A 22,427-nucleotide genomic window follows, 5' to 3' on the forward strand; every position below is an offset into this window, starting at 1 on the left:
TAAAAAGTAGTTAATGAAGAATGACAAATTGAAGAATCAGTACCGTATCAACGAACAGATTCGAGTACGTGAAGTCCGCATCGTAGGCGACGAGGGATCGTCGGTAATGTCTACGCGTGATGCACTCAACCAGGCCCGTGACATGGGAGTAGATCTCGTGGAAATCTCGCCCAATGCCAATCCGCCTGTATGTCGTCTCATCGACTACTCTAAGTTCCTCTACCAGCAGAAGAAGCGCCAGAAGGAAATGAAGGCCAAGCAGGTAAAGGTGGAGGTAAAGGAAATCCGATTCGGACCTCAGACCGATGAGCACGACTATCAGTTCAAACTGAAGCACGCTCGCGAATTCCTCGAGGAGGGCAACAAGGTACGTGCCTACGTATTCTTTCGTGGTCGCTCCATCCTGTTCAAGGAGCAGGGCGAGGTTCTGCTGCTCCGTTTTGCCAACGACCTCGAAGAGGTAGGAAAGGTAGAGGGTATGCCATCGCTCGAAGGCAAGAAGATGTTCCTCTATCTGGCTCCCAAGAAGGCTGGTTCAGCCAAGAAGTCGCAGCAGGCCCGCGACCGTGAGGCTGCTCAGGCCGAAGCAAAGGAGCAGGCTAAACAGCAGAAGGAGGCCGAAGAGCAGCAGGTTCCAGCTAATGGAGGTCTGTTTGCCAATGCCAAAATCAGTGCAGAGGCGCTGCAGAAGTTGCAGGATACTGATAAAGAGTAAAAAAAGAAGGTGGCGCGCCCGGTATATGCGTTGCCGCTGGATATTAATAACAATTTAAATTTTTAAAACAATGCCAAAAGTAAAGACAAACTCTGGTGCTAAGAAGAGATTCACTTTCACCGGAACAGGTAAGGTAAAGAGACGTCATGCCTTCCACAGTCACATTCTGACTAAGAAGACCAAGAAGCAGAAGCGCAACTTGGTAGGTACAACTATCGTTGACAACAGCAACATGAAGCAGGTTCGCGATCTGTTGTGTCTCCGTTAAACCTATTGTCTAACATTTTAAAGTAAGAAGAATTATGCCAAGATCAGTAAATCACGTTGCATCAAGAGCAAAGCGTAAGAGAATTTTGAAGCTTACCCGCGGCTACTTCGGAGCTCGCAAGAATGTTTGGACAGTAGCTAAGAACACATGGGAGAAGGGTTTGACCTATGCCTATCGTGATCGTCGTAACAAGAAGCGTAACTTCCGCAGCCTGTGGATCCAGCGTATCAACGCTGCCGCTCGCCAGGAGGGTATGAGCTACTCAGTTCTGATGGGTAACCTCGCCAAGGCAGGTATCGAGATCAACCGTAAGGTTCTCGCTGACCTCGCTATGAACAATCCCGAGGCTTTCAAGGCCATCGTAGAGAAGGTGAAGTAAATAACGACTTACCAGTCTTAAGAATAGAGCGATCTGCCACTAGCAGACCGCTCTTTTTTTCTAAGTACTTTTCACTTGCAAAGTAGTTAGCACGCAATAATTCTTTAGGTACTTTGCAAAAAAAACAAATTACGGGATTTATCATGAAATAAGCAGGCTGATGTGCCTGCTTATTTCTTAGTTTATTTGTTGAGTTTGATGTTTCGCCAATCGCCTGTCAGATCGGAAGAACAGGTAACGGTAGGCGTTTGAAGCTTGCGGTTCAGCACAACCGACTTCTGTTTGACATTGTCGATGATATACTGTCCCAAATCGCCTAAGGATACATTACCCTTCGTGCTCTGCAACTTCTTCAGCAGATAGTAGGTAAACATACCGTGGCCCTGATCCTTGTAAGGGAATGCAGTCTGGTCATCACTGGCTGCACTGAATACAATCAGGTTGCCGGTAGGACGCTCCTGGCGGGCTACGAGTGCCACACCACGGGCATTGGCCATCAGGGTGCCGCCTTCGCCTGTAGAGCCGCTAAAGCAGGCATCCAGGAATACGACTACCTGTTTGGCGCCCAAAGCAGAAAGTTCACCGTAGAGCTTCTTCAGCGGATAGCAAGCTTCGGTCTGAGAGCCGTCGGCATCGATAGGTAACAGGAAGGCATCACGACTTGACTCGTTAGGAATACCATGGCCGGCATAATAGAATATCACGCGGATATCATTATAGGCACTGGCGATATTGGTGATGTCCTGTATCGCACGGATCATGACACCATAGGTGGCATTAGGATACTGGCGGATATTCTCCTTGGGCAGACCCAGAGTCTGTTCGCAGTACTGAGCGAAAACTTTGCCGTCATTGCCAGCCATGGGCACAGGAGGCACGGCGGTGTAGTCCTCGTTGGCAATGATGACAGCAAACGTCTTATCATTATTGCCCTTGCTCTTAGGAATGTTCACATCGACATCAGACACACCGACAACCACTTCCTTCTTACCGATCTTGGTCTTGTTCTCACTGCCTTTCGAATTAGCCAGCATGCTATAGTCGATTTCGGTGAAGTTGGCATTGATCTGTGTCTCGTTGTAGGCCAGCGCCTTCTGGTTGCTGTAGGTGTAGATCTTACCTGCGGGGGTAGAGAAGGTGAGACCTGCCAACGCCAGCTTTCGGTTGGAGATGACGAAGTTCTGATTGTACACTTTCACATTGTTCCAGTTATCGGCAAAGTCGCGTGCCTCGTTGTTGCTGCGTGGTACGTTCAGCACGATATCGCCGTAGGGGCTCTCGATGAGGAACGACTGGTTCTCGGCGTCGTAGGGCTTGATCTTCAGGTCCTGTACGCCCATCTGCTTGGCAAAACGCTGCACGTATTCGTCCATCAGGATTTTCTGCAGGTCTTCCTGCTTTTTCTTGGCGGTCGTCTCATTCACGCGGAGTTTGTATTCATCAATAGTCTCGTAGGGGTCTTTCACCTTCCACTCGTTCATGCTCTTTTCGATGGATGCCTTGGCAAACACATCGAAGTCGGGCACACCTTTATAGATATCAACAAACTCCTCCTCGCTCTTCTTGCGTTGAGCGACGATACCCTCAGCTTCTTTCAGGAACTGAAGTACGCGTGGATGCTTAGATACATCCGTCACGTCCATATACTCCTTCAGGTATAGGATGGCGTCATCGTACTGTTCGGCATTGTAGGTACGGGCGGCTACGAAGTACACTAACTGCGGATAGTAGCTGTCCTTGCGCAGGCCCTCGGTCTGCATCTCCTTCATCATGGCCACGCCGATAGCTGTCTTGGCGAATGCCATAGCCAGCGAATCCTTATGCACCTGTGAGCAGTGGCCTGCTCCACCTTTCAGAAAGGGGTAGAGTGACGTCAGAACCGATTTGCACTTGTCGTAACCATCCACACCGCTGGGGGTAGCTGTCAGAATGGTCTTGTACACCTTAGTGCACTCCAACGCCTTCACGTAGATCTGCTCTTTCGTGAACGACGTGTCGGCACGCATAAACATAAATTGTTTGTACATCGCGTCAGCATCTGTCATCGTCTGCGCTCGGGCAGACCATGAACAGATGGTTAGCATCGCGATATAAAAGATTCTTTTTCTCATAATCAATGTGATTTGTTAGAATGCATCGATAAATGTGTACTGCACATGGATGCGACGGAACTTACTTCCTTTCTGAGTGGATACCTCGATCAGGTAGTTATAGTCGCGCTGCATCTTCTTGATGGCAGTAATCTCCTTCTCAATCCAGTCCTTGACGCCGAGTGCACGGGCGAAAGCCAGCTGCTCGTTGGTGGCTATGCCTTCCTCGCGAGTCAGCGACAGCTTCATGGGTTGGCCGTTCTTGTAAACGGTCTGATCATGATATTCGCCATACTGTGCGTTGTAGGCTATCGGACGTACGATGGGGGAGGCATCGGCTGTACCGGTAATCTTGACGATGACCTGTTTGCCCTCGGCCAGATATTGGCTGAAGTCCTGTTCGAAAGCCTTCTTCATGATCTGTAGCATCAGAACGGCTGCCTTCGACTCTGTGGTTACATAGTGACCGGGCTTGAAGTCATCGCGGGCAGAGAACTGCTCTTCTACCTCGTAGGTCAGACCTACGTTATAGTTGATGATGCTGTGACCGGCAGCGTCTTTGGCTGGTTCTACATTTGAGTTGACAGAGATGTGGGTGTGATCGGTGATCACCTTATCGTCCTTGGCCAGATTAACCATGTTGTCCATGATGGCTGCAAGATTGGTTTCCTTCATCTGTGTCTCGCTCAGTACATTCAGAGGCAGGTAGTTCGTGTCGTTCCTAATCTCATTAAGCGACATCTTCTGCAGATTATCAAAGGTGTAGGACTTGCCTGTGGCAGGGTTGTACACCTCGGCATATACGAGCTCGAAGCTATCATCGGGATGCAGCGTGTATTTGGGGTTGCGCAATTGGAGATTGCTGGCGCCATAGAGCGATGCAGCCTCTTTCTCATCCATATCCAGGAAGAAGTCGGGCATGGATGTGGCGTGAACAGCCAGTTTCTTCAGTACGGGGTTATAGTCGCCGAAGCTGATCTCGGTAGGCTGCAGCATGTTGGTTGCCATCTTGGTAGAGATCTCGTACTCCAATAGACGGGCCTGAGCGGCACGCGCCTCATCGCTGGTACGCAATTGGTATTCCTCCAAAGTCTCGTTAGGCATCTGCTGGAGCCAGGTGTCCAACTGTTCTTTCAGGGTGTTGGTCATCATCTGATAGTTGGTCAGCGTGGGTTGAACGGCTTCAACAATCTTGGTGGCTGGCGCGTTATACTTGTGGCCGAAACGATAGTTGATACCCAACAGGGCTACAAGTCCCTTCTCGTCCTGGTAGCATGTGCCTTTGGAGTGGCTTGCCATATTGTTGGCGCTCACTTCAAGTGAGAGACCGATGCGCTCAGAGAGTGGCTGGTCGGCACGCAGACCTACGCGCAGGTTCAGCGAGGCGTTGTGCTTCCATTTGTCTTCAGGTGTTTCGCGGTCGAAGGTATAAGCCATACCGAGGCCGCCAATCAAGTAGAGATTCAGTGGGCGAACGGTATTGCGTGAAAAAATGTGGGTGACATTCAGCAACATATCGGCGTTGGTGTTCACGTAATTGAAGTCGTATGATGGATTTGACTTGGCTTTCCAACCGCTGAAATGCAGGCGGAAACCAATAGGCTGTGACATATAACCATAGGACAATGCTACCGTGGGTGAGGTGAGCTTGAATAGTTTATAGTCACCAAAAGTAGTACGAACACCACCTTGGGCTTCGATGAAGTGATACGACTGCAGTTGGCTTGCATCCTGAGCCATGGCATTTGCTGCCATGGCCATCAGGATCGTTGCTATGAATACTTTCTTTTTCATACAATAGTTCAATAAACAGTTCTGGTTTGGTTTTGTTTTGTTTAGAAGGCATCGATGAAGGTGCAGAGTACGCTGATGCGGCGATACTTACTGCCTTCCTGCTTAGATACCTCGATGTGATATTCATAATCGCGGTTCATCTTCTCGAACGAGGAGAGCTCCTTCTCCATATAGTGCTTTACGCCGATTGCACGGGCAAATGCCAACTGGTCGTTGGTAGCGATACCTTCCTTCTTGTTCAGGCTGACATTGTTCAGCTCGCCGTCTTTGTAAACAGGCTCCTGGTCGAACTCTCCGTAGCGACCGTCGTAGGCAATGGCACGAGCGATAGGAGAGGCGTCGGCTGTACCCTTGATGGCAATCTTGACGCGCTTGCCTTCGACAGCGTACTTGGCAAAGTCGTTCTCAAAGGCTTTCTTCATAATCTTCAGCATCGACATGGCAGCACCCGATTCCTCGGTGTTGTAGCGACCGGGCTTGAAGTCGTCGCGAGCCGAGAATGCCTCTTCCACCTCGTAGGTAAACTGTACGTTGTAGTTGATAATGTTCTTACCATCGGCATCCACAGCAGGCTCTGCGTTAGCATTTACAGAGATGTGGGTCTTGTCAGAGATGGTCTGCTCCTGAATAGCCTGACTGATAATGTCTTCCTTGATACCTTCAAGTGCGGTCTCCTCCATATTTGTGGCACGGATTACCTCCAGTGGTACAAAGTTGGCATTCTCGTTCATCTTGGCCAGATTCTGGCGCTCCAGGTTATCGAAGATATAGGTCTTGCCGTTGGTGGGGTTATAGATCTCGGCATATACCATCTCAAACTTATCGTCAGGGTTCAGACCGTACTTAACGTTCTTGAACTGCAGCTTGGCATTGGGATCGAACTCGCCCAGCTCGTTGAACGGTACATCGAGGAATATGTCGGGCATTGAGCTGGAGTGCAGGGTCAGTTTCTTGGTGGTGGTGTTATAATCGCCTACCTGGAAATCGCTGGTCTCCAGAAGTCCTGCTGCCATCTTGGTGGCAAATTCGCGCTCAATCTCGCTTGCCATCTTGGCGCGTGTCTCATCGTTTACACGCTCGTTGTAAGCCTCGAGTGTCTCGCCTGGCATCTGCTTCATCCACTGATTCAGCTTTTCGTTCAGCTCAATGCTCATCATCTTGTTCAGATAGGGCTTCATGCCTTCAACTTCACGGTAAACCAGTGCATTGTTGGAGTTGTAGATAATAAACGGCTTATTGTCGTTCTGGTTGAACACAAATCGTAGATCGCTGGTGCCACCTTCTGCATTCTCCAGGAAAATGCGCTCTGTGGGATCAAGCAAATTGATTGCCGAGATGCGTTTGTCGCTGTTCAGTACCAAGGCGTATTTACCATCGTGGTTAGCCTGTACGGCCAGTGCGCTACCCAAATCATCAATCGTAGCCTTTTGGTTGAATGTGGTGGTCTCGTAAATGGCCAATTTGCCATCGGCGGTCAGCACCATCAGCTTGCTGTTATTATCGCCGAATGCAAAATCATTGATGGGACTATTGCAGGTAATAGTCTTGCGTACAGTGCCTCTCTCTGCATTCCATACCTCTAAAGTCTTGCCATTGCTACATGCTAAGAAATAGTTATTGCCGCTGAATAACATCTTCTGTGGCACGATGGATGAGCCGAAGGTCTTGATGACCTGTTTGCCACGTGGATCATAGAATCGGATTTGTCTGTCGTTTGCTGCAACAGCCAGTTGCTTGGCATCGGGAGTATAGGCTAATGCCGTGATGTTGATGTCCTTCAACTTGATTTTTCCAATAGGTGTTTCTTGTTCGCTCAAGTTGTAGATTTCAGCATAAGTATAGCCTTTCTTAGTCTTCTGCAGACTGATAATAGAGCTATAAGCTGGATTGATACGCACAGACTTAACGGTATCGCTGGCACTATACAATTCGATGCCGCGATTGGCATATACAGCCTTACCATTGTAATAGAAAACTCCAAACGCGTGGTTGTCGAATCCCTGTGGGTATTGCTTTTGTTTCAACTCGCGCAGATTGTCCTGTGCCATACACATGCCTCCAGATAGGAGGGTCAAAACGAATAGTGAGATAATCTTTTTCATCGCTTATAACATTTATAGGTTCTAAGTTTTTATTTATTATCGCGACAAATATACAAAGAAATTGTTAAAAACAAACATTTAATAGAAAAAATTTGCACTATTGGCGAAATTTCTTTATTTTTGCAGCGTATTTATATAAAAAATGTGGTTTTATCATGAATAGAAGTATCATCTCAGTCGTTTTGTCTTTAGTTGCTTTCTGTGGTGCTTTTGCCCAGAAGTCGCTTACGGTGGATGCAGAGTACACCTATCGCGCCTCTGAAGATGTATCTTTGGGCCAAGCTAAGCAGACAGCCCTCGAACGTGCTAAAATTCAGGCTATTGCCGATGCCTTTGGTACCATTGTCAGTGAGACGAACTCAATGCGCATGTCGAATAAGAACGGGCGTAGTGATATTGATTTCCTGTCAATTTCAGGAAGCGATGTCAAGGGAGAGTGGATTGAGACCATTGGTCAGCCTCAGTATCAGATTAATTACGATGGCGAAACACTGGTGGTGACGGCCAAATGTAAGGGGCGTATTCGTGAGATTGTTGCCAATGGTGTTGATTTTCAGGCGAAGGTGCTACGTAACGGTACCGATGACCGTTCGGAGTCAGAGACTTTCTTTTCGGGCGATAACTTCTATGTCAGCTTCACGTCGCCTGTTGCCGGCTATGTTGCCATCTATCTGGTGGATGTAGGTAACATGGCTTGTTGCCTGTTGCCCTATCAGGCTCAGCAGGATGGTATCTATAGTGTAAAGGCCAATCAGCGCTATGTGTTCTTCAATGTGGATGAGGCTCTGCCAACAGAGAAACCCATTGTCGACCTTTATCGGATGACCACCCTGTTCCCTGTGGAGCAGAATCAGATCTATATCGTCTTCTCAACTCAGCCTTTTGTGAAGGCTGCCGATGCCGTTGGCAAGGGACAGCTACGCGAACTGAAGGGGGATGAGTTTCAGAAGTGGTTGGCAAAATGCCGCAAGCGCGACACCAATATGAGCGTCAAGATGATTCCAATAGCCATCAAGAAACAATAAGCAAATGAGGAGCCTCACCGAGGTTCCTCATTTGCTTTTGGTATCATTTAAATTTGAACAAGTGTACAAATCCTGTTGTCTTAAACACGTCGTAAACTTGAGGTTGCAGTCCTTGTATGTAGGGCTCATTGTGATTCGTCCAGCAATGCTGTACGATGTGCATCAGCAATCGTAAGCCGCTGGATGAGATGTATTCAAGTTTGCTGCAATCTATGACGACCTCGCAATCAAAGTAGTTGTACAGGGGTTGTACTTCTCTCTCTGCCACTTGAGACACTAAGGTATCCAAGCGTCCGTCCAATGTCAGGGTCACCTGACGCTCGTCAGTTTTTTCAATCTTAATATCCATTCTTATATTCTTACTTTTTTTGTTTTCAATTCCTTTCTCATGATTAGCACATTTTCATTATTTTTCCTTTCGTAGCTTATGCTGTCCATATAGTGACACATCAGGTGTATGCCCAGACCGCCTTCGCTGAGCTGCTTGACTTTCTGCTTTACGTCGTACTCTGTAGCCTTGGTGGCATCAAAGGGAATACCCTTGTCGCGAAGTATGAATGTCAGAAAACGGTCGTCGGCTATAGCCTCCAACAGAATGTCGGCTTGTTCACCATCGGTATAGGCGTATTTTATGATGTTGACAACTGCCTCTTCCACGGCCAGGGTGATGTGTGAGGCTGTAGCCATGTCGATATCCATGTCGCTGGTAATGCTGTTCATGAAGTCGGTCAGTTGCTTGACCTCGCTTAGGTCGTTGGCTATTGTCAGGGTTCGACGCAAAACCACATCGGTATCTACGTCTTTGTATTGAATAGCCAGCAGGGAGATGTCATCGCCCTGTGGGATCTCGCCCACAAAGGCGTGTTCTGCCAGGCTAATATGCTTCACAAGGTCGCGTGCGCTGAGATGCTGCTGTGCGCATTTGTTTGTTTCCTCGCGTAGGCGCTCTCTGCCCAACTGCTCGTGCTCTGATGTCTCGGCCTCGGTATAGCCGTCGGTATAGAGGAACAGCATGGTGTTGCAATCCATAGATACTGTTTGTTCGGAGTAATTCCAGTCGGTGCGAAGACCGAGTGGGATGTTGTTGTCCACGTTCATGAATTGTGCCTGTTGGCCAATCATGATAGGCGGTTCGTGCCCTGCGTTGGTGTAGTTAAGCTGACCTGTTGGCAGATCGAGTACGCCCATGAACAAGGTGACGAACATGAACGAGTCGTTGTTCTCACAAATCGTCTGGTTCATGCGGCTCACAATCTGTTGGGGATGGGTGTGTAACATCGATGCATTGCGGAACAGCGATATAGTCTCAGCCATCATCAATGCTGCTGGTACACCTTTGCCGCTCACATCGCCGATGCAGAAGAACAGTTTCTCGTCGCGTAGCAGAAAGTCGAACAGGTCGCCACCAACTTCTTTGGCTGTTACGATTTCGCCATAGATATCGATATCGGTACGCTCAGGGTAGGGGGGATATTTCTTAGGCAGCATTTGCTGCTGGATATGGCTGGCAATTTTCAGTTCCTGTTCGATGGCTGCTTTCTGGGCTGTGGTCTTCCTCAGTCGGTCGATATTCTTGAACAGTGCTCTGCTGAGGATGAATATGACGATAAGTCCGAAGAACATAACGGCCAGAATGATGGTACCAAGCAGATTGCCCTGATGATTAATGATGGCCTCGGGTACAACGATGACTACAGTCCAATCGGCATATTTTACAAATGAATAGAATAAGACCGATTTGATGCTGTCGTTCATCATCTTGCAGATGCCGCTCTCATGGTGCATCATACGGCGGGCTATGCCGTCGTCGATAGTGTCGGGAGAGGTTGCTGCTATATCCTGGAATTTCTTTTTCAGAATGCGGTTCTCATCGGGATGAATCAAGTAAGTGCCATCGTTATCGATAACAAAACTGTATGACTGTTCTTTATACCCCTTTTCGAAACGCTGGTGGTTCTCGGCATCAATACGCTTGTGGCGTTGGCGTAGCCATTCCAGCGATACGTCGGCTCCCAACATGCCCACTTTACGTCCGTTGCCATCGTGAATGTGCGTCATGTAGGTGGTTGTCAGCTGCTGTGAAGCTGCTTGGTCGAAATAGGGAGGCGTCCAGTCGCCCTCTTTCTTCTCGTAAGCCGTTTTATACCAAGGATGCGTCAGGAAGTCAGGATGGTCCTCGTTCATCTGCTTGCCCCTGATGGTACCTGCGGAATCGCGCCAGGCATAGATCTCGAAGTAGTGGCCTTTCTGTGGGTAATAGTCTGGTTCGAAAATCAGGCGGCAACTCGACATATATTTGTTCAGCTTTATCATCTGTTCCAGATGTGCCTGGAGTTTGTCGGTGTTGTCGAGATCGTTCTCAATCACGCTGATATTGTTGATGGCAGCCACGTAAACGTCAGACAGCACACCACGAATCTTCTCGTTGGTATGCATCATGATACCCTCATACCGTGATTCTACTTCGTTGGTTGTTGAGTTGCGGGTAATGACAAAAACGATGGTCATAATGGTGGCCCACATAACCAGCAGAACCACCATGATAATCATACTCAGCTTGTATGCTAACGTCTTCTTTACCATCGTTTTGTAGATAGTTTGTATTTACGGGCACAAAGATACAAAAAAACTTCTAATACTTTGTGCTTTTTTGAAAAAAAACTTATGTATGCAACTATATGGGCCTTAAACCCCTTTCATGGACAAAGAGATACGTTGGCGCCGATGGTCGACTTCGATGACCCGTACCTGAACGTGCTGATGGAGTTTGACTACATCGAGTGGGTGGGCGATGCGCCGGTTGGCCATTTGTGAGATGTGGACAAGACCATCGTGATGGACACCGATATCAACAAAGGCTCCAAAGTTGGTGATGTTGGTAACGATGCCTGGCAGTATCATACCCTCGACAAGGTCGTCGATGGTTGAGACATTCTTGTCGAATTCGAAGGCTTCGAGGGCTTCGCGTGGATCACGACCAGGCTTTTCTAATTCGGCTAAGATGTCGTTGAGGGTTGGCATGCCGACATCGGGTGTGACGTAACGTGACAGTTGGATTGCCTCACGTTTCTCCTTGTGGCTAATCAGGTCGGCCACTGTACAGCCTTGGTCTTTGGCCATCTGTTCTACTAACTGATAGCGTTCGGGGTGTACAGCAGAATTGTCGAGCGGGTCCTTAGCGTTGCGGATGCGCAGAAATCCGGCACATTGTTGATAGGCTGAAGGCCCAAGACGCGGCACTTTGAGCAGTTGGGCACGTGAGGTGAATGCACCATGTTCGCGACGGTAATCTACAATGTTCTTTGCCAGTGTAGCGCCCAGTCCGCTGACGTACATCAGCAGATGTTGTGAAGCGGTGTTGAGGTCGACACCGACAGAGTTGACACAACTCTCGACAGTCTGGTCGAGCGAATGCTTAAGTTTGGATTGATCAACATCGTGCTGGTATTGGCCAACGCCGATGCTCTTTGGGTCGATTTTGACGAGTTCGGCCAGCGGGTCCATCAGTCTGCGGCCGATGGAGACGGCGCCACGTACGGTTACATCCTCGTTGGGAAACTCGTCGCGGGCCACTTTCGAGGCTGAATAAACTGAGGCACCGGCTTCGGAAACGACAAAGACCTGTGGGGTAGGGACTTCTGGGGCTCCTGATTTAGCTGTCGTGGCTTTCAAATCCGTGCCGACATTGTATTTATGAGCGAGCACATCCTTTACGAAGGTGTCGGTTTCGCGACTGGCAGTACCATTTCCTATAGAGATGGCCTCAATCTGAAATTTCTGTATCAGGCGCTGCAGGGTGATGGCTGCCTCGGTACGCTTGTTCACAGGCGGGTGAGGCATGATGACATCGTGGTGCAGCAGATTGCCTTGGGCGTCTAAACAAACCACCTTGCAGCCTGTGCGAAAACCAGGATCAATACCCATGACGCGTTTCTGACCTAATGGCGCACTGAGCAGCAGTTGACGTAGGTTCTCAGCAAAGACCCGGATGGCTTCTTCATCGGCCTTTTCCTTACTAAGGGTGGTAAACTCTGTCTCGATGGCGGGTTTGAGCAAACGCTTATACCCATCGTCGATGGCTTCGGCTACTAATTTTCCGCAAGCTGTGTTGCCATAGACATAGTGGCGTTTCAGACGTTCGCAAGCCTCTTGGTCGTCGGGCGATATGCTGATGCGCAAAAAGCCTTCGGCCTCGCCTCGACGCATGGCGAGCAGACGGTGGGATGAACAGCGTTTCAACGGTTCGCTCCAATCAAAGTAATCGCTGTATTTTGAGGCTTCTTCCGTATCGGCTTTGGCTTTTACTACTTTTGAGGAGATGATGGCCTGGCGGGTGAAGGCGTTACGCAGTTGCTGGCGTGAGCGCTCGTCCTCGCTCACCGTTTCGGCAATGATGTCTTGTGCTCCCTTGATTGCTTCTTCGACTGAAGCGACCTGCTGGCCTACATAGCGCTCGGCTGCATGTTCTGGATCACGTTCGCGCTGTTTCATAATCAGAAGGGCTAACGGCTCCAGACCTTGTTCGCGAGCCACTTGGGCACGCGTACGGCGTTTGGGTTTGTATGGCAGGTAGATGTCCTCGAGTTCGGTGGCGTCCCAGCATTTGTCGATACGTTCCTGTAACTGAGGAGTCATCTTGTCGAGTTCGGTAATTGTTTTGACAACTGTTTCCTTGCGTTTCTGTATATCGAGCAATTTTTCATATCGATCGCTGATGGCTGCAATCTGTATCTCGTCGAGTCCGCCTGTTCGTTCCTTGCGATAACGGGCGATGAAGGGAATGGTGCACCCTTCGTCGATGAGCGCCAGTGTGCCGGCGACATATTTCTCACTGATGCCCAACTGTGTGGCAATAAGTAAGGGAAAAACGTTCTTTTGCATAAATATAAGTAGTAATTACGTTAATTTGTGTGCAAAAATAGTAATAAATCACGAGAAATATGTATTTTTGCACTCCGAAAATAAAAAGATTAATGAGAAATAGGATAATTTTAGCGGTTATCATGTTGTTTGGCGTTATTTGCAACATCGGAGCGCAAGAATCAGCCAACAGCCGACAGGCACGCCGCATTTTTAACAACGCCTACCAGCAAGTATTTGGTGAACAGGGTGCTACATTGCATTACGATGTAAACATCACAGGCATCTATAAAACCCGTGGCACCATCTGGTATAAGGGAAAGAAGAGCAAGTTCGACGAAGCAAGAATGACCTCGTGGAATGATGGCACAACAGTATTCACCTTCAAGAAGAAAAAGGGCGAGGTGGAGATACATAATGCCAAGAACAATAAGAGTGACAAGTACTCGCAGAAGTTCAAGTTCGATCCGGAGAACTATACCTACAGCATCGCGGAGGCAGACAAAGGACTGCTGGTGACATTGAAGTTGATCAAGGGGCGCAAAGGTATGAAGGAGATTCACGCCTTGCTGGAACACAAGACCTATCATCCGATAAGCGTCCGCATCAAAATCGCTTTCATATGGACCACCATTAAGATTAGCGATTTCCAGAGCGGTAGCATTACTGATGAGATGCTGCGTTTTCCCAAAGAGCAATTTAAGAATTATAAATTTGTAGACAAGCGATGATATCGGTAGAAGGACTGAAAGTAGAATTTGGCATCAAACCTTTGTTCGATGGTGCGAGTTTCGTCATCAACGACAGAGATCGCATAGCCCTGGTGGGCAAGAATGGAGCTGGCAAATCAACCATGCTCAAAATACTTTGTGGGCAGCAAAAACCTACAGCAGGCAACGTGAGTGTGCCTAACGATACCAAAATAGGCTATCTGCCGCAGGTGATGATTCTGCAGGACGATACCACTGTGCGTGAGGAAGCTCAGAAGGCCTTTGCCGATAATACGCGGATGAAGGAACGGCTGGAACAGATGAATCAGGAACTGGCTGAGCGTACTGACTATGAGAGTGAGAGTTACCTGGCACTCATCGAGCGATATACTACCGAGCATGAACGGTATATGATGATGGGTGCTGAGAACTATGAGGCTGAGATAGAGCGTACACTCGTAGGACTTGGCTTTGAACGTTCGGATTTCGACCGTCCTACATCAGAATTCTCGGGCGGATGGCGTATGCGAATAGAGTTGGCAAAGATTCTGTTGCAGAAACCTGATGTGTTGTTACTCGACGAGCCTACTAACCATCTGGATATCGAATCCATCCAATGGCTGGAGCAATTCCTGTCACAGAGCTCAAGTGCTGTGGTACTGGTCAGTCATGACCGTGCTTTTATTAACAATGTCTCGAATCGGACACTCGAGATTTCATGTGGTAAGGTTATCGACTATAAAGTCAAGTATGATGAATATGTGGTGCTGCGTAAGGAACGCCGTGAACAGCAGTTGAGGGCTTACGAGAACCAACAGAAGGAAGTGTCTGAGATGAAGGCATTTATTGAGCGGTTCCGCTATCAGGCTACCAAGGCTGTACAGGTACAGCAGAAGGTGAAACAGCTGGAAAAAATAGTGCCCATCGAGATTGATGAGGTGGATAATTCGGCTATGCACCTGAAGTTCCCACCTTGTCTAAGAAGCGGTGATTACCCTGTAATTTGTGATGAGGTGCGTAAGGATTATGGGGCCCATACGGTCTTTGACCATGTGACCCTGACTATCAAACGTGGCGAAAAGGTAGCTTTCGTAGGTAAGAATGGAGAAGGAAAATCGACTTTGGTGAAATGTATCATGGATGAGATTTCTTATTCTGGCGAACTGAAGGTGGGGCATAACATACAGATAGGCTATTTTGCCCAGAATCAGGCTCAATTGCTGGATGAGAATCTGACCGTGTTCCAGACCATCGATAATGTGGCCAAGGGCGAGATTCGTCTGAAGATTAACGATATATTGGGTGCCTTTATGTTTGGCGGCGAGGAGAGTGACAAGAAAGTGAAGGTGCTGAGTGGTGGCGAACGTAGCCGACTGGCTATGATCAGACTGCTGTTGGAGCCAGTAAATCTGTTGATTCTCGACGAGCCTACCAACCATTTGGATATGCCATCGAAGGATGTGCTGAAGGAAGCCATCAAGGCTTTCGACGGTACCGCTATTATCGTGAGTCACGACCGTGAGTTCCTTGACGGACTGGTGACTAAGGTGTATGAGTTCGGCGGTGGAAAGGTACGTGAACATCTGGGTGGTATCTATGACTTCCTGCGTTCGAAAAAGATCAGCGATTTGAACCAGCTTGGTAAGGATACAAATAATTCCCAACGAGGGAATAATTCCTTCCCAGTGAGGGAACAAAATATTCCCAACGTGGGAAAATCTGGCGAGCAGCAGGCTGTTAATCAGGAAGCCTTGAACAAGGTGCTGAATTATGCCGAGCGTAAAGAACTACAGAAACGCAAGAACCGTCTGGAGAAGGCTGTGAAACAGTCGGAAGCCAAGATTGAGCAGATGGAACAGCGACTGAAGGAGCTCGATGAACTGTTGATGGTGCCTGAGAATGCGTCGGACATGACGCTGGTGACAGAATATACTTCTATCAAGCAAAGTCTCGATGAAGAGGTGGAGCGTTGGGAGAAGACAAGTGAAGAATTAGAATCATTAACACAATAAACACTAAAAAGCAATGAAAAGATTTTTAACAATGATGACAATGGCATCAGTATCGATGATGATGATGGCTCAGTCGGAGTTGGGGTCTGGTCTGCATCAGGCTGATTTCAACAAGGCTGTGCGTCCTGGCGATGACTTTTATGAGTATGCGTGTGGTGGTTGGATGAAAAACAATCCACTGCCTGCTGCCTATTCGCGTTATGGCAGTTTCGACCGCTTGCAGGAAGAAAACGACAAGCGTATCAATGGTATCCTGAAGGAGTTGCAGTCGAATTCCTATGCTAAGGGTACTATCGAGCAGAAGCTGAGCGATCTGTATAAGCTGGCTATGGACTCTACACGTCGTAACCAGGAAGGTGTTGCTCCATTGATGCCTCTGATTAAGCGTCTGGAGGCTGCTAAAAGCAACAAGCAGTTGTTAGCCATTCAGTTGGAACTTGCTCCTTACGGTGAGCAGGAGTTCTTCTTTGCAGGCTTTGGCGCCGACGAGAAGAATGCAACTCAGAATATCCTGAACGTGTATCAGGGTGGGCTCTCATTAGGTCAGAAGGAGTATTATCTCGATAATGATAAGGCTACTGCTGATATCCGTGAAGCTTTCAAGAAGCATGTAGTGAAAATGTTCCAGTTGTTCGGGTTCAGCAAGAGCGCTGCAACCAAGAAGATGCAGAACATTATGAAGGTGGAAACCGAGTTGGCAAAGGTGAGCAAGAGCCGTACCGAGTTGCGTGATCCAGAGGCTAACTACAATAAGATGACGCTGAAGGAGTTTGAGGCTAAGTATCCTAACCTGCCGTTGGTAAAGGTGATGAATGCCATGGGCATCGAAACCAAGTATCTGCAGGAGATGGTAGTTGGTCAGCCCGACTTCCTGGCAGGCGCCAACAAACTGGTGGGTAACATTAAACCTGCAGAGTACCGCGATGTGATGGAGTGGGGCTTTATTTCAGGTGCCGCTAACTATCTGAACGATGCTACTGTAGCAGAGAGCTTCGACTTCAATGGTAAAATCCGTTCTGGTCGTAAGCAGAACCATCCTCTGTGGAAGCGTAGTACAGCTCAGGTGGAGCGCGTGATGGGCGAGGCTCTTGGTAAGATCTATGCAGAGAAATACTTCCCAGAGGCTGCCAAGCAGCGCATGCTTACCCTAATTAAGAACCTGCAGATTGCTCTTGGTGAGCGCATTGCTGCCCAAAGCTGGATGGACGATTCGACCAAGGTGAACGCCTTGCTGAAGCTGAATTCTTTCTATGTAAAGGTGGGTTATCCTGATAAGTGGACAGATATCTCGGGACTTGAGATTGATCCTGCGAAATCTTATTACGATAACATGCAGGCTTGCGCAAAGTTCTGGCATGCTTGGAATATTCAGCATACCGTTGGCAAGCCCGTTGATCGCGATGATTGGCACATGACACCACAGACTGTGAATGCCTATTATAATCCAACCACCAACGAAATCTGCTTCCCCGCAGGAATCCTTCAGTATCCATTCTTTGATATGAGTGCTGACGATGCCTTCAACTATGGTGCTATCGGCGTAGTAATCGGTCACGAGATGACTCATGGATTTGATGATCAGGGCCGCCAGTTTGATAAGGATGGAAATATGCACGACTGGTGGAAAGAAGCTGATGGAAAGAACTTTACAGAACGTACGGATAAATATGCCGACTTCTTCAGCGCTATCAAGGTACTGCCCGACCTGAATGGTAATGGTCGCCTGACACTCGGTGAAAACCTGGCCGACCATGGTGGTCTGCAGGTGGCTTGGGCTGCCTATAAAAATGCAACTAAGCGCAATCCTCTTGGTGAGAAGGATGGACTGACTGCCGATCAGCGATTCTTCCATGCATATGCTGGTGTATGGGCTGGTAATATTACAGAAGCAGAAATCCGAAATCGTACTAAAAGTGATCCTCACTCACTGGGTCGTTGGCGTGTGAATGGCGCCCTACCTCATATCGATGCCTGGTATGAAGCATTTGGTATTAAGGAGGGTGATAAGATGTTCATTCCTAAGTCTGAACGCCTCGAATTGTGGTAATCTATATCAAAAAAATATGTTTTTTGCCGTCGTAAATGTAAATTTACGGCGGTTTTTTTTGTTTAATTCATTTTTTTATCTATCTTTGCACCTAACTTAAGTTAAAATTCCAACAAACGATGAACGATATTACACAAAACCAAGATCGAACAAACCGAGGTGCAGAGCCGCTTTATCGCGAACGTGCCGTTCAGCAGCCTCAATATCAGCAGGCCGTGCAGATGAATACTGCCAGCGGCGTGCCTTGTCCTCATTGTGGCACTATCAACGAACCGGATGCACTATTCTGTGCATCGTGTGGTAACGCTATCGGTACAACTACCTGCCCCTATTGTGGAGCTGCTGTAGATGCCGATGCCGATTTTTGCGAATCCTGTCGTCACTATATCCGTAAGGACGTGTGCTCTTTCTGTGGCGCCCATCTGCATGGTGCCGAAGCCTACTGTCCGGAATGTGGTAACCCGATAGGCGGAATCGTTTGTCCCGTTTGTAGAACCCATAATGATTTCTCGTTCTGCAAACAGTGTGGTACCCCTCTCACAGAAGAGGCACGCCTATTGAAGGAGAAGGTACTAGAAATGCCAGAGTATCAGCAGATGCAGCGTCTGGCTGATGAGATACAGAAACTTGATCAGCAGATACCTTATGTGACAGAGCAAGATAGAGAGCGTGATCGTAAGAGTCAGGAGTTACGTCAGCGTGTATTGATGTTGTTGGCTCAGGATCGTGGTCTGGATCGTGTGGATGCCAATCTGGCCGATCATAAGATTATGAGCAAGGACGAATACGATAAGAAAAAACAGGAGCGTATGGAGATGCTGTCAAGACTGCTTGACCAGATGGCACAATTGCCTCAAACCAAGCCTGCTCAGGTGCGCAATTATGCCATGGCTTGTAAGCCTCAGGGTGTGCGCTTGGCCTGGGAGTGCAATTTTAAACATGCATTGCATTCCAGCCCCTGTGGATGTGCTAAGCCGCAGATGGGTGGCAAATGGATAGTTCTTGGTAAGGGTACTAGAAAAGAAATTAAAGACGATATCTAAATGAGTACGGTTCGAACTCCACAAAATACGGTCAACGATAACGAAGATGTGAATCTCGATAAAACGAGAAGAGCTACCGCTTTCGATTTTATGCCGCAGACTCCTCTGGAAGAGCCTGAGGATAAGCCTTTGGATGGTACAATCAGAAGTCCGCAAATGCCACCAATTGATGTCATCCCGTCCGGAAAACCCAAGATTGATGTCGTTCCTTCTGCCAAACCGAAGATCGATGTCATTCCGTCAGTTAAACCGAAGATTGACGTTGTGCCTTCTGTTAAACCAACGATAGAGGTTGTTCCATCGGCCAAGTCGGTGACTGACGAGAAACCACTTGATGGCACAGTCCGAGCTCCCGGCTTCGACCAGCCTATAGCACCGGTATCACCGGTATCGTCGGACTCTCCTGCTGCTCCATCGTTAAGTGGTACGACACGTGGCGTTCAGCCTCAGGTACAGTCACAGGCGCGCCCTAATGTCAATATCTCGATTGTATCTTCTGCCGAGAGCGCAAGTCGAGTTAACAAAATCCGACAGCAGCGTGTAGTGCTTGATGAGAACATCTTTGTACTGAAAGGTCAGAACTATAAGCGCGTCTCGGTATTAAGTGAGAATACAGGTGAGGCGCAGGTGTACTTGGTTGAGAAAGATCATCAGGAGTATGTTCTGAAGATATACTATCCCAATTTCGATGTGAATCGTAAGATTCTGCAGACAGTGCTGAATTTCGATTTCGAAATGGTGGTGAAGGTTTACGACTTCGGTAAAACCTACGTTGACGGAAAGCATCGTTATTATGAGCTGATGGAGTATCTTCGCGGCGGCTCTATGGCAGACTTCAAGCTGGAGGGCGATATGGACAAATTCCGTCGTATTGCCTTGCAGGGTGCAGCAGCCTTGGCATATTGCCACCAGTGTAAGATATTACATAAGGATATCAAACCAGGCAACTTTTTCTTCCGTGATACGGATCATACAGAGTTGGTACTGGGGGATTTCGGTATCTCAAGTATGCTGGAGGACGATGGTAAAGCTCATAAGACAACTCAGGCTCGTACCCCCATCTATGCTGCTCCGGAAATGTATGCAGACGTGATTGATGGCGTGGTTGAAATTTCGCCTAAGGCCGATTATTATTCGTTAGGTATCAGTCTGATGACACTTTGGTTGGGCGAGAGTCCTATGAGTACCAATGAGCGCGTCATGATGCGCCAGAAGAACGAAGGCCGTATCCCACATGTCAACGAACTTCCTGAGCGTATCAAACTGCTTGTGATGGGACTGACGGTTGTCAATCCTATTAACCGTTGGGGATACGAACAGGTAGAACAATGGTTCTTAGGCGAGAGCCCTAAGGTTGATCTTTCTTCGCCATTCCTCAAGTATCAGAGCTTTATTGTTGACCCAGAGCGTAATTTGGTTGCCGAGAATATTCACGAGCTGATTCCGATGTTGTTGGCCAACGAGAAAGTGGCTATCGGTTATCTGTATAATGGTCGTATCACCCAATGGCTGGAAGCATGCGGAAACAGTAAGCTCAGTACCATCGTAAAGGATATCATATCCAAACGCTATCCTATTGATCAACGTGCAGGATTGATGGCTTCACTCTATGCAATGGAGCCAACTTATGCGTATAAGGATTTGCGAGGCAACTTGTGTGATGATATTCATAGTATCTGCATTTCATTGTTGAGCAATCAGGATGATTATGCTTTGGCATTGGGAAATCCTAACGATAACTTCTACCTCTATATTGAGACTCATACCAGTTGTGATGTTGAGCGTTTGCGTTCTTACTTCAAGGGCGTGGACCACACGAATAAGGAAGAAGTACGCATAGCCATTATGCGAATTGTGCTCGAGGTAGATCCTGAGATACCTTTTATGGTGAAGCATCCGTCGTCAACCATTAACGAGATTGTTTCCGCCTTTAGCAACGATGATATTACTGAGGATGAGTGGCACAGTCTGATTGATGGTCGACTATTGGCGTGGATGTATAGTCACGAAGATCAGATGGCTTGCGAGAGTTTGCGCATAATGACTCAGGGGCAGAATTTCTCAATGAACCTTGCATATAAGGTGCTGTACAACCTGAATCGTGAATCGGCTTACGATCTGGCCAAGGCGTTCACGCCGATGCAGGTAGGCGAATATCTGAACGAACGTCTACATAAGGCACAGAATCTGAGCGACAAGGAGTTCGAGGCTGCCATGAAGGATATAACAGAGCTTGATGGACGATTTGCCTATTATGCCCAGCTGCATGGATGGAGTGAGATGTATAATGAGCATAACCGTTGTTTCGATTTTAAGAGCGATGAGAACAAAGAACGTTTGGGCGCTTACGATGCAAAGACAGCTGTCTATCGATTCTGCCGTATTCTGGGGGTAACCCCGACTTATCAGATGCCCGATGGCATTGAGTATGCTGACGGCCGTAATCTGCAGTCCAAGAAGATGCAGGTGTTCCGCAATGAAGTCAGAAACGGTTCGATGGCTCAGTGGATGTCGGTATTCTATCACGAAGATCCCAATGCTGACTTCATGCAGGAGTATTCGTATGAGCATGCTATTGAAGACTGGCTGATGGCTCTCGGAAAGATTGATCCATCACAGCGTTATTACAAACGTTTTGTAGAGGCCCGCGATGAAACCCAGAAACGCGTGAAGAACGTTAAGGATCACTGGCAGAGAGCCAAGACCAAGGAGAACGTTTGGCGTATGGTATTCTATGGGCTGAGCGGTGTCTGGCTGTTATTTGTCCTGCTATTCGGTGTTACTAATCCTGAGTATATCCTGACGCATACCTTCATCAGTATCGGCATGCCGTTGGGTGGTATGACAGGTCTGATTGTGGGTACACGCTCGTTCTTCAAAGGATACGATTTCATGTTCTCGTTCCTGTGGGGATTGGTTGGCGCATTTACCTGCTTTATACCTATTATAATATTAAAGTATATAGGTGCATCGCATCCCACACTATTCAATATCGCAGTTATTGTGATTACACTGATTTACATGTTGGTGTGCCATCTGACTGATTTCCGTGGTGATGAGAAGGCTGACAGCAAATTGATTTCGGAGGTTTTGGAGAATGACGTTAAGTCGAATCTGATAGAACCGTTGTATTATACATTTAAGGCAAGAACTTATAAGTTTAAAGGTTCTAAGTTCGGCTTGCTGAACGATGTGACAGATCAGGTCCGCTCTATCAGTGGAGAAAGTATCTTGCACTATGTGCTGTGGAGTTTACTAATGCTGGTATTTGTGATGTCATTTATCATATTCAGTCCATCGATGCTGAACATAGCTAATCCAAATAGCCATATGAAGAAAGCCCCTGCAAGTATTATTAAGAAAATCGATAGAGACGTATAAT

15 protein-coding genes are annotated in these 22,427 nt (G+C 47.8%); 9 read left to right on the forward strand and 6 right to left on the reverse strand.

The window, feature by feature from the left end; translation table 11 throughout:
- Nucleotides 1–13: 13 nt before the first annotated feature.
- From infC to rplT, 3 genes are all read left to right on the forward strand, one after another.
- Nucleotides 14–715, forward strand: a complete 702-nt coding sequence (gene infC, locus T495_RS0100110) for a translation initiation factor IF-3 (RefSeq protein WP_028903947.1) — start codon at nucleotides 14–16, stop codon at nucleotides 713–715.
- A 70-nt stretch (nucleotides 716–785) separates the two neighbouring features.
- Nucleotides 786–983 (forward strand): 50S ribosomal protein L35, encoded by a 198-nt coding sequence (gene rpmI, locus T495_RS0100115; protein ID WP_028903946.1) that lies wholly within the window; start codon nucleotides 786–788, stop codon nucleotides 981–983.
- A gap of 34 nt (nucleotides 984–1,017) precedes the next feature.
- Nucleotides 1,018–1,362: a 50S ribosomal protein L20 gene (gene rplT, locus T495_RS0100120; RefSeq protein ID WP_013064385.1), complete on the forward strand. Its 345-nt coding sequence runs from the start codon at nucleotides 1,018–1,020 to the stop codon at nucleotides 1,360–1,362.
- 182 nt (nucleotides 1,363–1,544) lie between these two features.
- On the opposite strand, the gene T495_RS0100125 is transcribed toward rplT, so the two are convergent.
- The 3 genes from T495_RS0100125 to T495_RS0100135 are packed head-to-tail and all read right to left on the reverse strand — an operon-like array spanning nucleotide 1,545 to nucleotide 7,348.
- Nucleotides 1,545–3,473: a caspase family protein gene (locus T495_RS0100125; protein WP_081773352.1), complete on the reverse strand. Its 1,929-nt coding sequence runs from the start codon at nucleotides 3,471–3,473 to the stop codon at nucleotides 1,545–1,547.
- Nucleotides 3,474–3,488: 15 nt separating this feature from the next.
- A complete protein-coding gene (locus T495_RS0100130; RefSeq protein ID WP_033147197.1) occupies nucleotides 3,489–5,246 on the reverse strand; it encodes a hypothetical protein in 1,758 nt (585 codons plus the stop codon).
- Nucleotides 5,247–5,287: 41 nt separating this feature from the next.
- A complete protein-coding gene (locus T495_RS0100135) occupies nucleotides 5,288–7,348 on the reverse strand; it encodes a WD40 repeat domain-containing protein (protein ID WP_155993348.1) in 2,061 nt (686 codons plus the stop codon).
- Nucleotides 7,349–7,503: 155 nt separating this feature from the next.
- Between T495_RS0100135 and T495_RS0100140 the strand changes: the two genes are divergently transcribed.
- Nucleotides 7,504–8,373, forward strand: coding sequence for a hypothetical protein (locus T495_RS0100140; RefSeq protein ID WP_028903944.1), 870 nt, complete (start codon nucleotides 7,504–7,506; stop codon nucleotides 8,371–8,373).
- A 43-nt stretch (nucleotides 8,374–8,416) separates the two neighbouring features.
- Here the strand turns inward: T495_RS0100140 and T495_RS16310 are convergent, their stop codons facing one another.
- From T495_RS16310 to T495_RS0100155, 3 genes are all read right to left on the reverse strand, one after another.
- Complete coding sequence (locus T495_RS16310) at nucleotides 8,417–8,722, reverse strand: STAS domain-containing protein (protein ID WP_028903943.1); 306 nt, start codon at nucleotides 8,720–8,722, stop codon at nucleotides 8,417–8,419.
- A 2-nt stretch (nucleotides 8,723–8,724) separates the two neighbouring features.
- Entirely contained in the window at nucleotides 8,725–10,956 is a 2,232-nt protein-coding gene (locus T495_RS0100150; protein ID WP_028903942.1) for a SpoIIE family protein phosphatase, read from the reverse strand.
- A 102-nt stretch (nucleotides 10,957–11,058) separates the two neighbouring features.
- Entirely contained in the window at nucleotides 11,059–13,254 is a 2,196-nt protein-coding gene (locus tag T495_RS0100155) for a Tex family protein (protein WP_033147198.1), read from the reverse strand.
- Between the two features lie 92 nt (nucleotides 13,255–13,346).
- On the opposite strand from T495_RS0100155, the gene T495_RS0100160 reads away from it, so the two are divergent.
- The 5 genes from T495_RS0100160 to T495_RS0100180 all read left to right on the forward strand — a co-directional run bounded on the left by T495_RS0100160 (nucleotide 13,347) and on the right by T495_RS0100180 (nucleotide 22,426).
- Nucleotides 13,347–13,964, forward strand: coding sequence for a LolA-like putative outer membrane lipoprotein chaperone (locus T495_RS0100160; RefSeq protein ID WP_197018859.1), 618 nt, complete (start codon nucleotides 13,347–13,349; stop codon nucleotides 13,962–13,964).
- Nucleotides 13,961–15,955: an ABC-F family ATP-binding cassette domain-containing protein gene (locus T495_RS0100165; protein ID WP_028903939.1), complete on the forward strand. Its 1,995-nt coding sequence runs from the start codon at nucleotides 13,961–13,963 to the stop codon at nucleotides 15,953–15,955. The genes T495_RS0100160 and T495_RS0100165 overlap by 4 nt, the downstream gene beginning before the upstream one ends.
- 13 nt (nucleotides 15,956–15,968) lie before the next feature.
- Complete coding sequence (locus T495_RS0100170) at nucleotides 15,969–18,002, forward strand: M13 family metallopeptidase (protein WP_033147199.1); 2,034 nt, start codon at nucleotides 15,969–15,971, stop codon at nucleotides 18,000–18,002.
- A gap of 119 nt (nucleotides 18,003–18,121) precedes the next feature.
- Nucleotides 18,122–19,045 (forward strand): zinc ribbon domain-containing protein, encoded by a 924-nt coding sequence (locus T495_RS0100175; protein WP_028903937.1) that lies wholly within the window; start codon nucleotides 18,122–18,124, stop codon nucleotides 19,043–19,045.
- Nucleotides 19,046–22,426 (forward strand): protein kinase, encoded by a 3,381-nt coding sequence (locus T495_RS0100180; RefSeq protein ID WP_081831944.1) that lies wholly within the window; start codon nucleotides 19,046–19,048, stop codon nucleotides 22,424–22,426.
- Nucleotide 22,427 lies beyond the last annotated feature (1 nt).

Source organism: Prevotella sp. P6B1 (genome assembly GCF_000702825.1).
Classification (GTDB): domain Bacteria; phylum Bacteroidota; class Bacteroidia; order Bacteroidales; family Bacteroidaceae; genus Prevotella.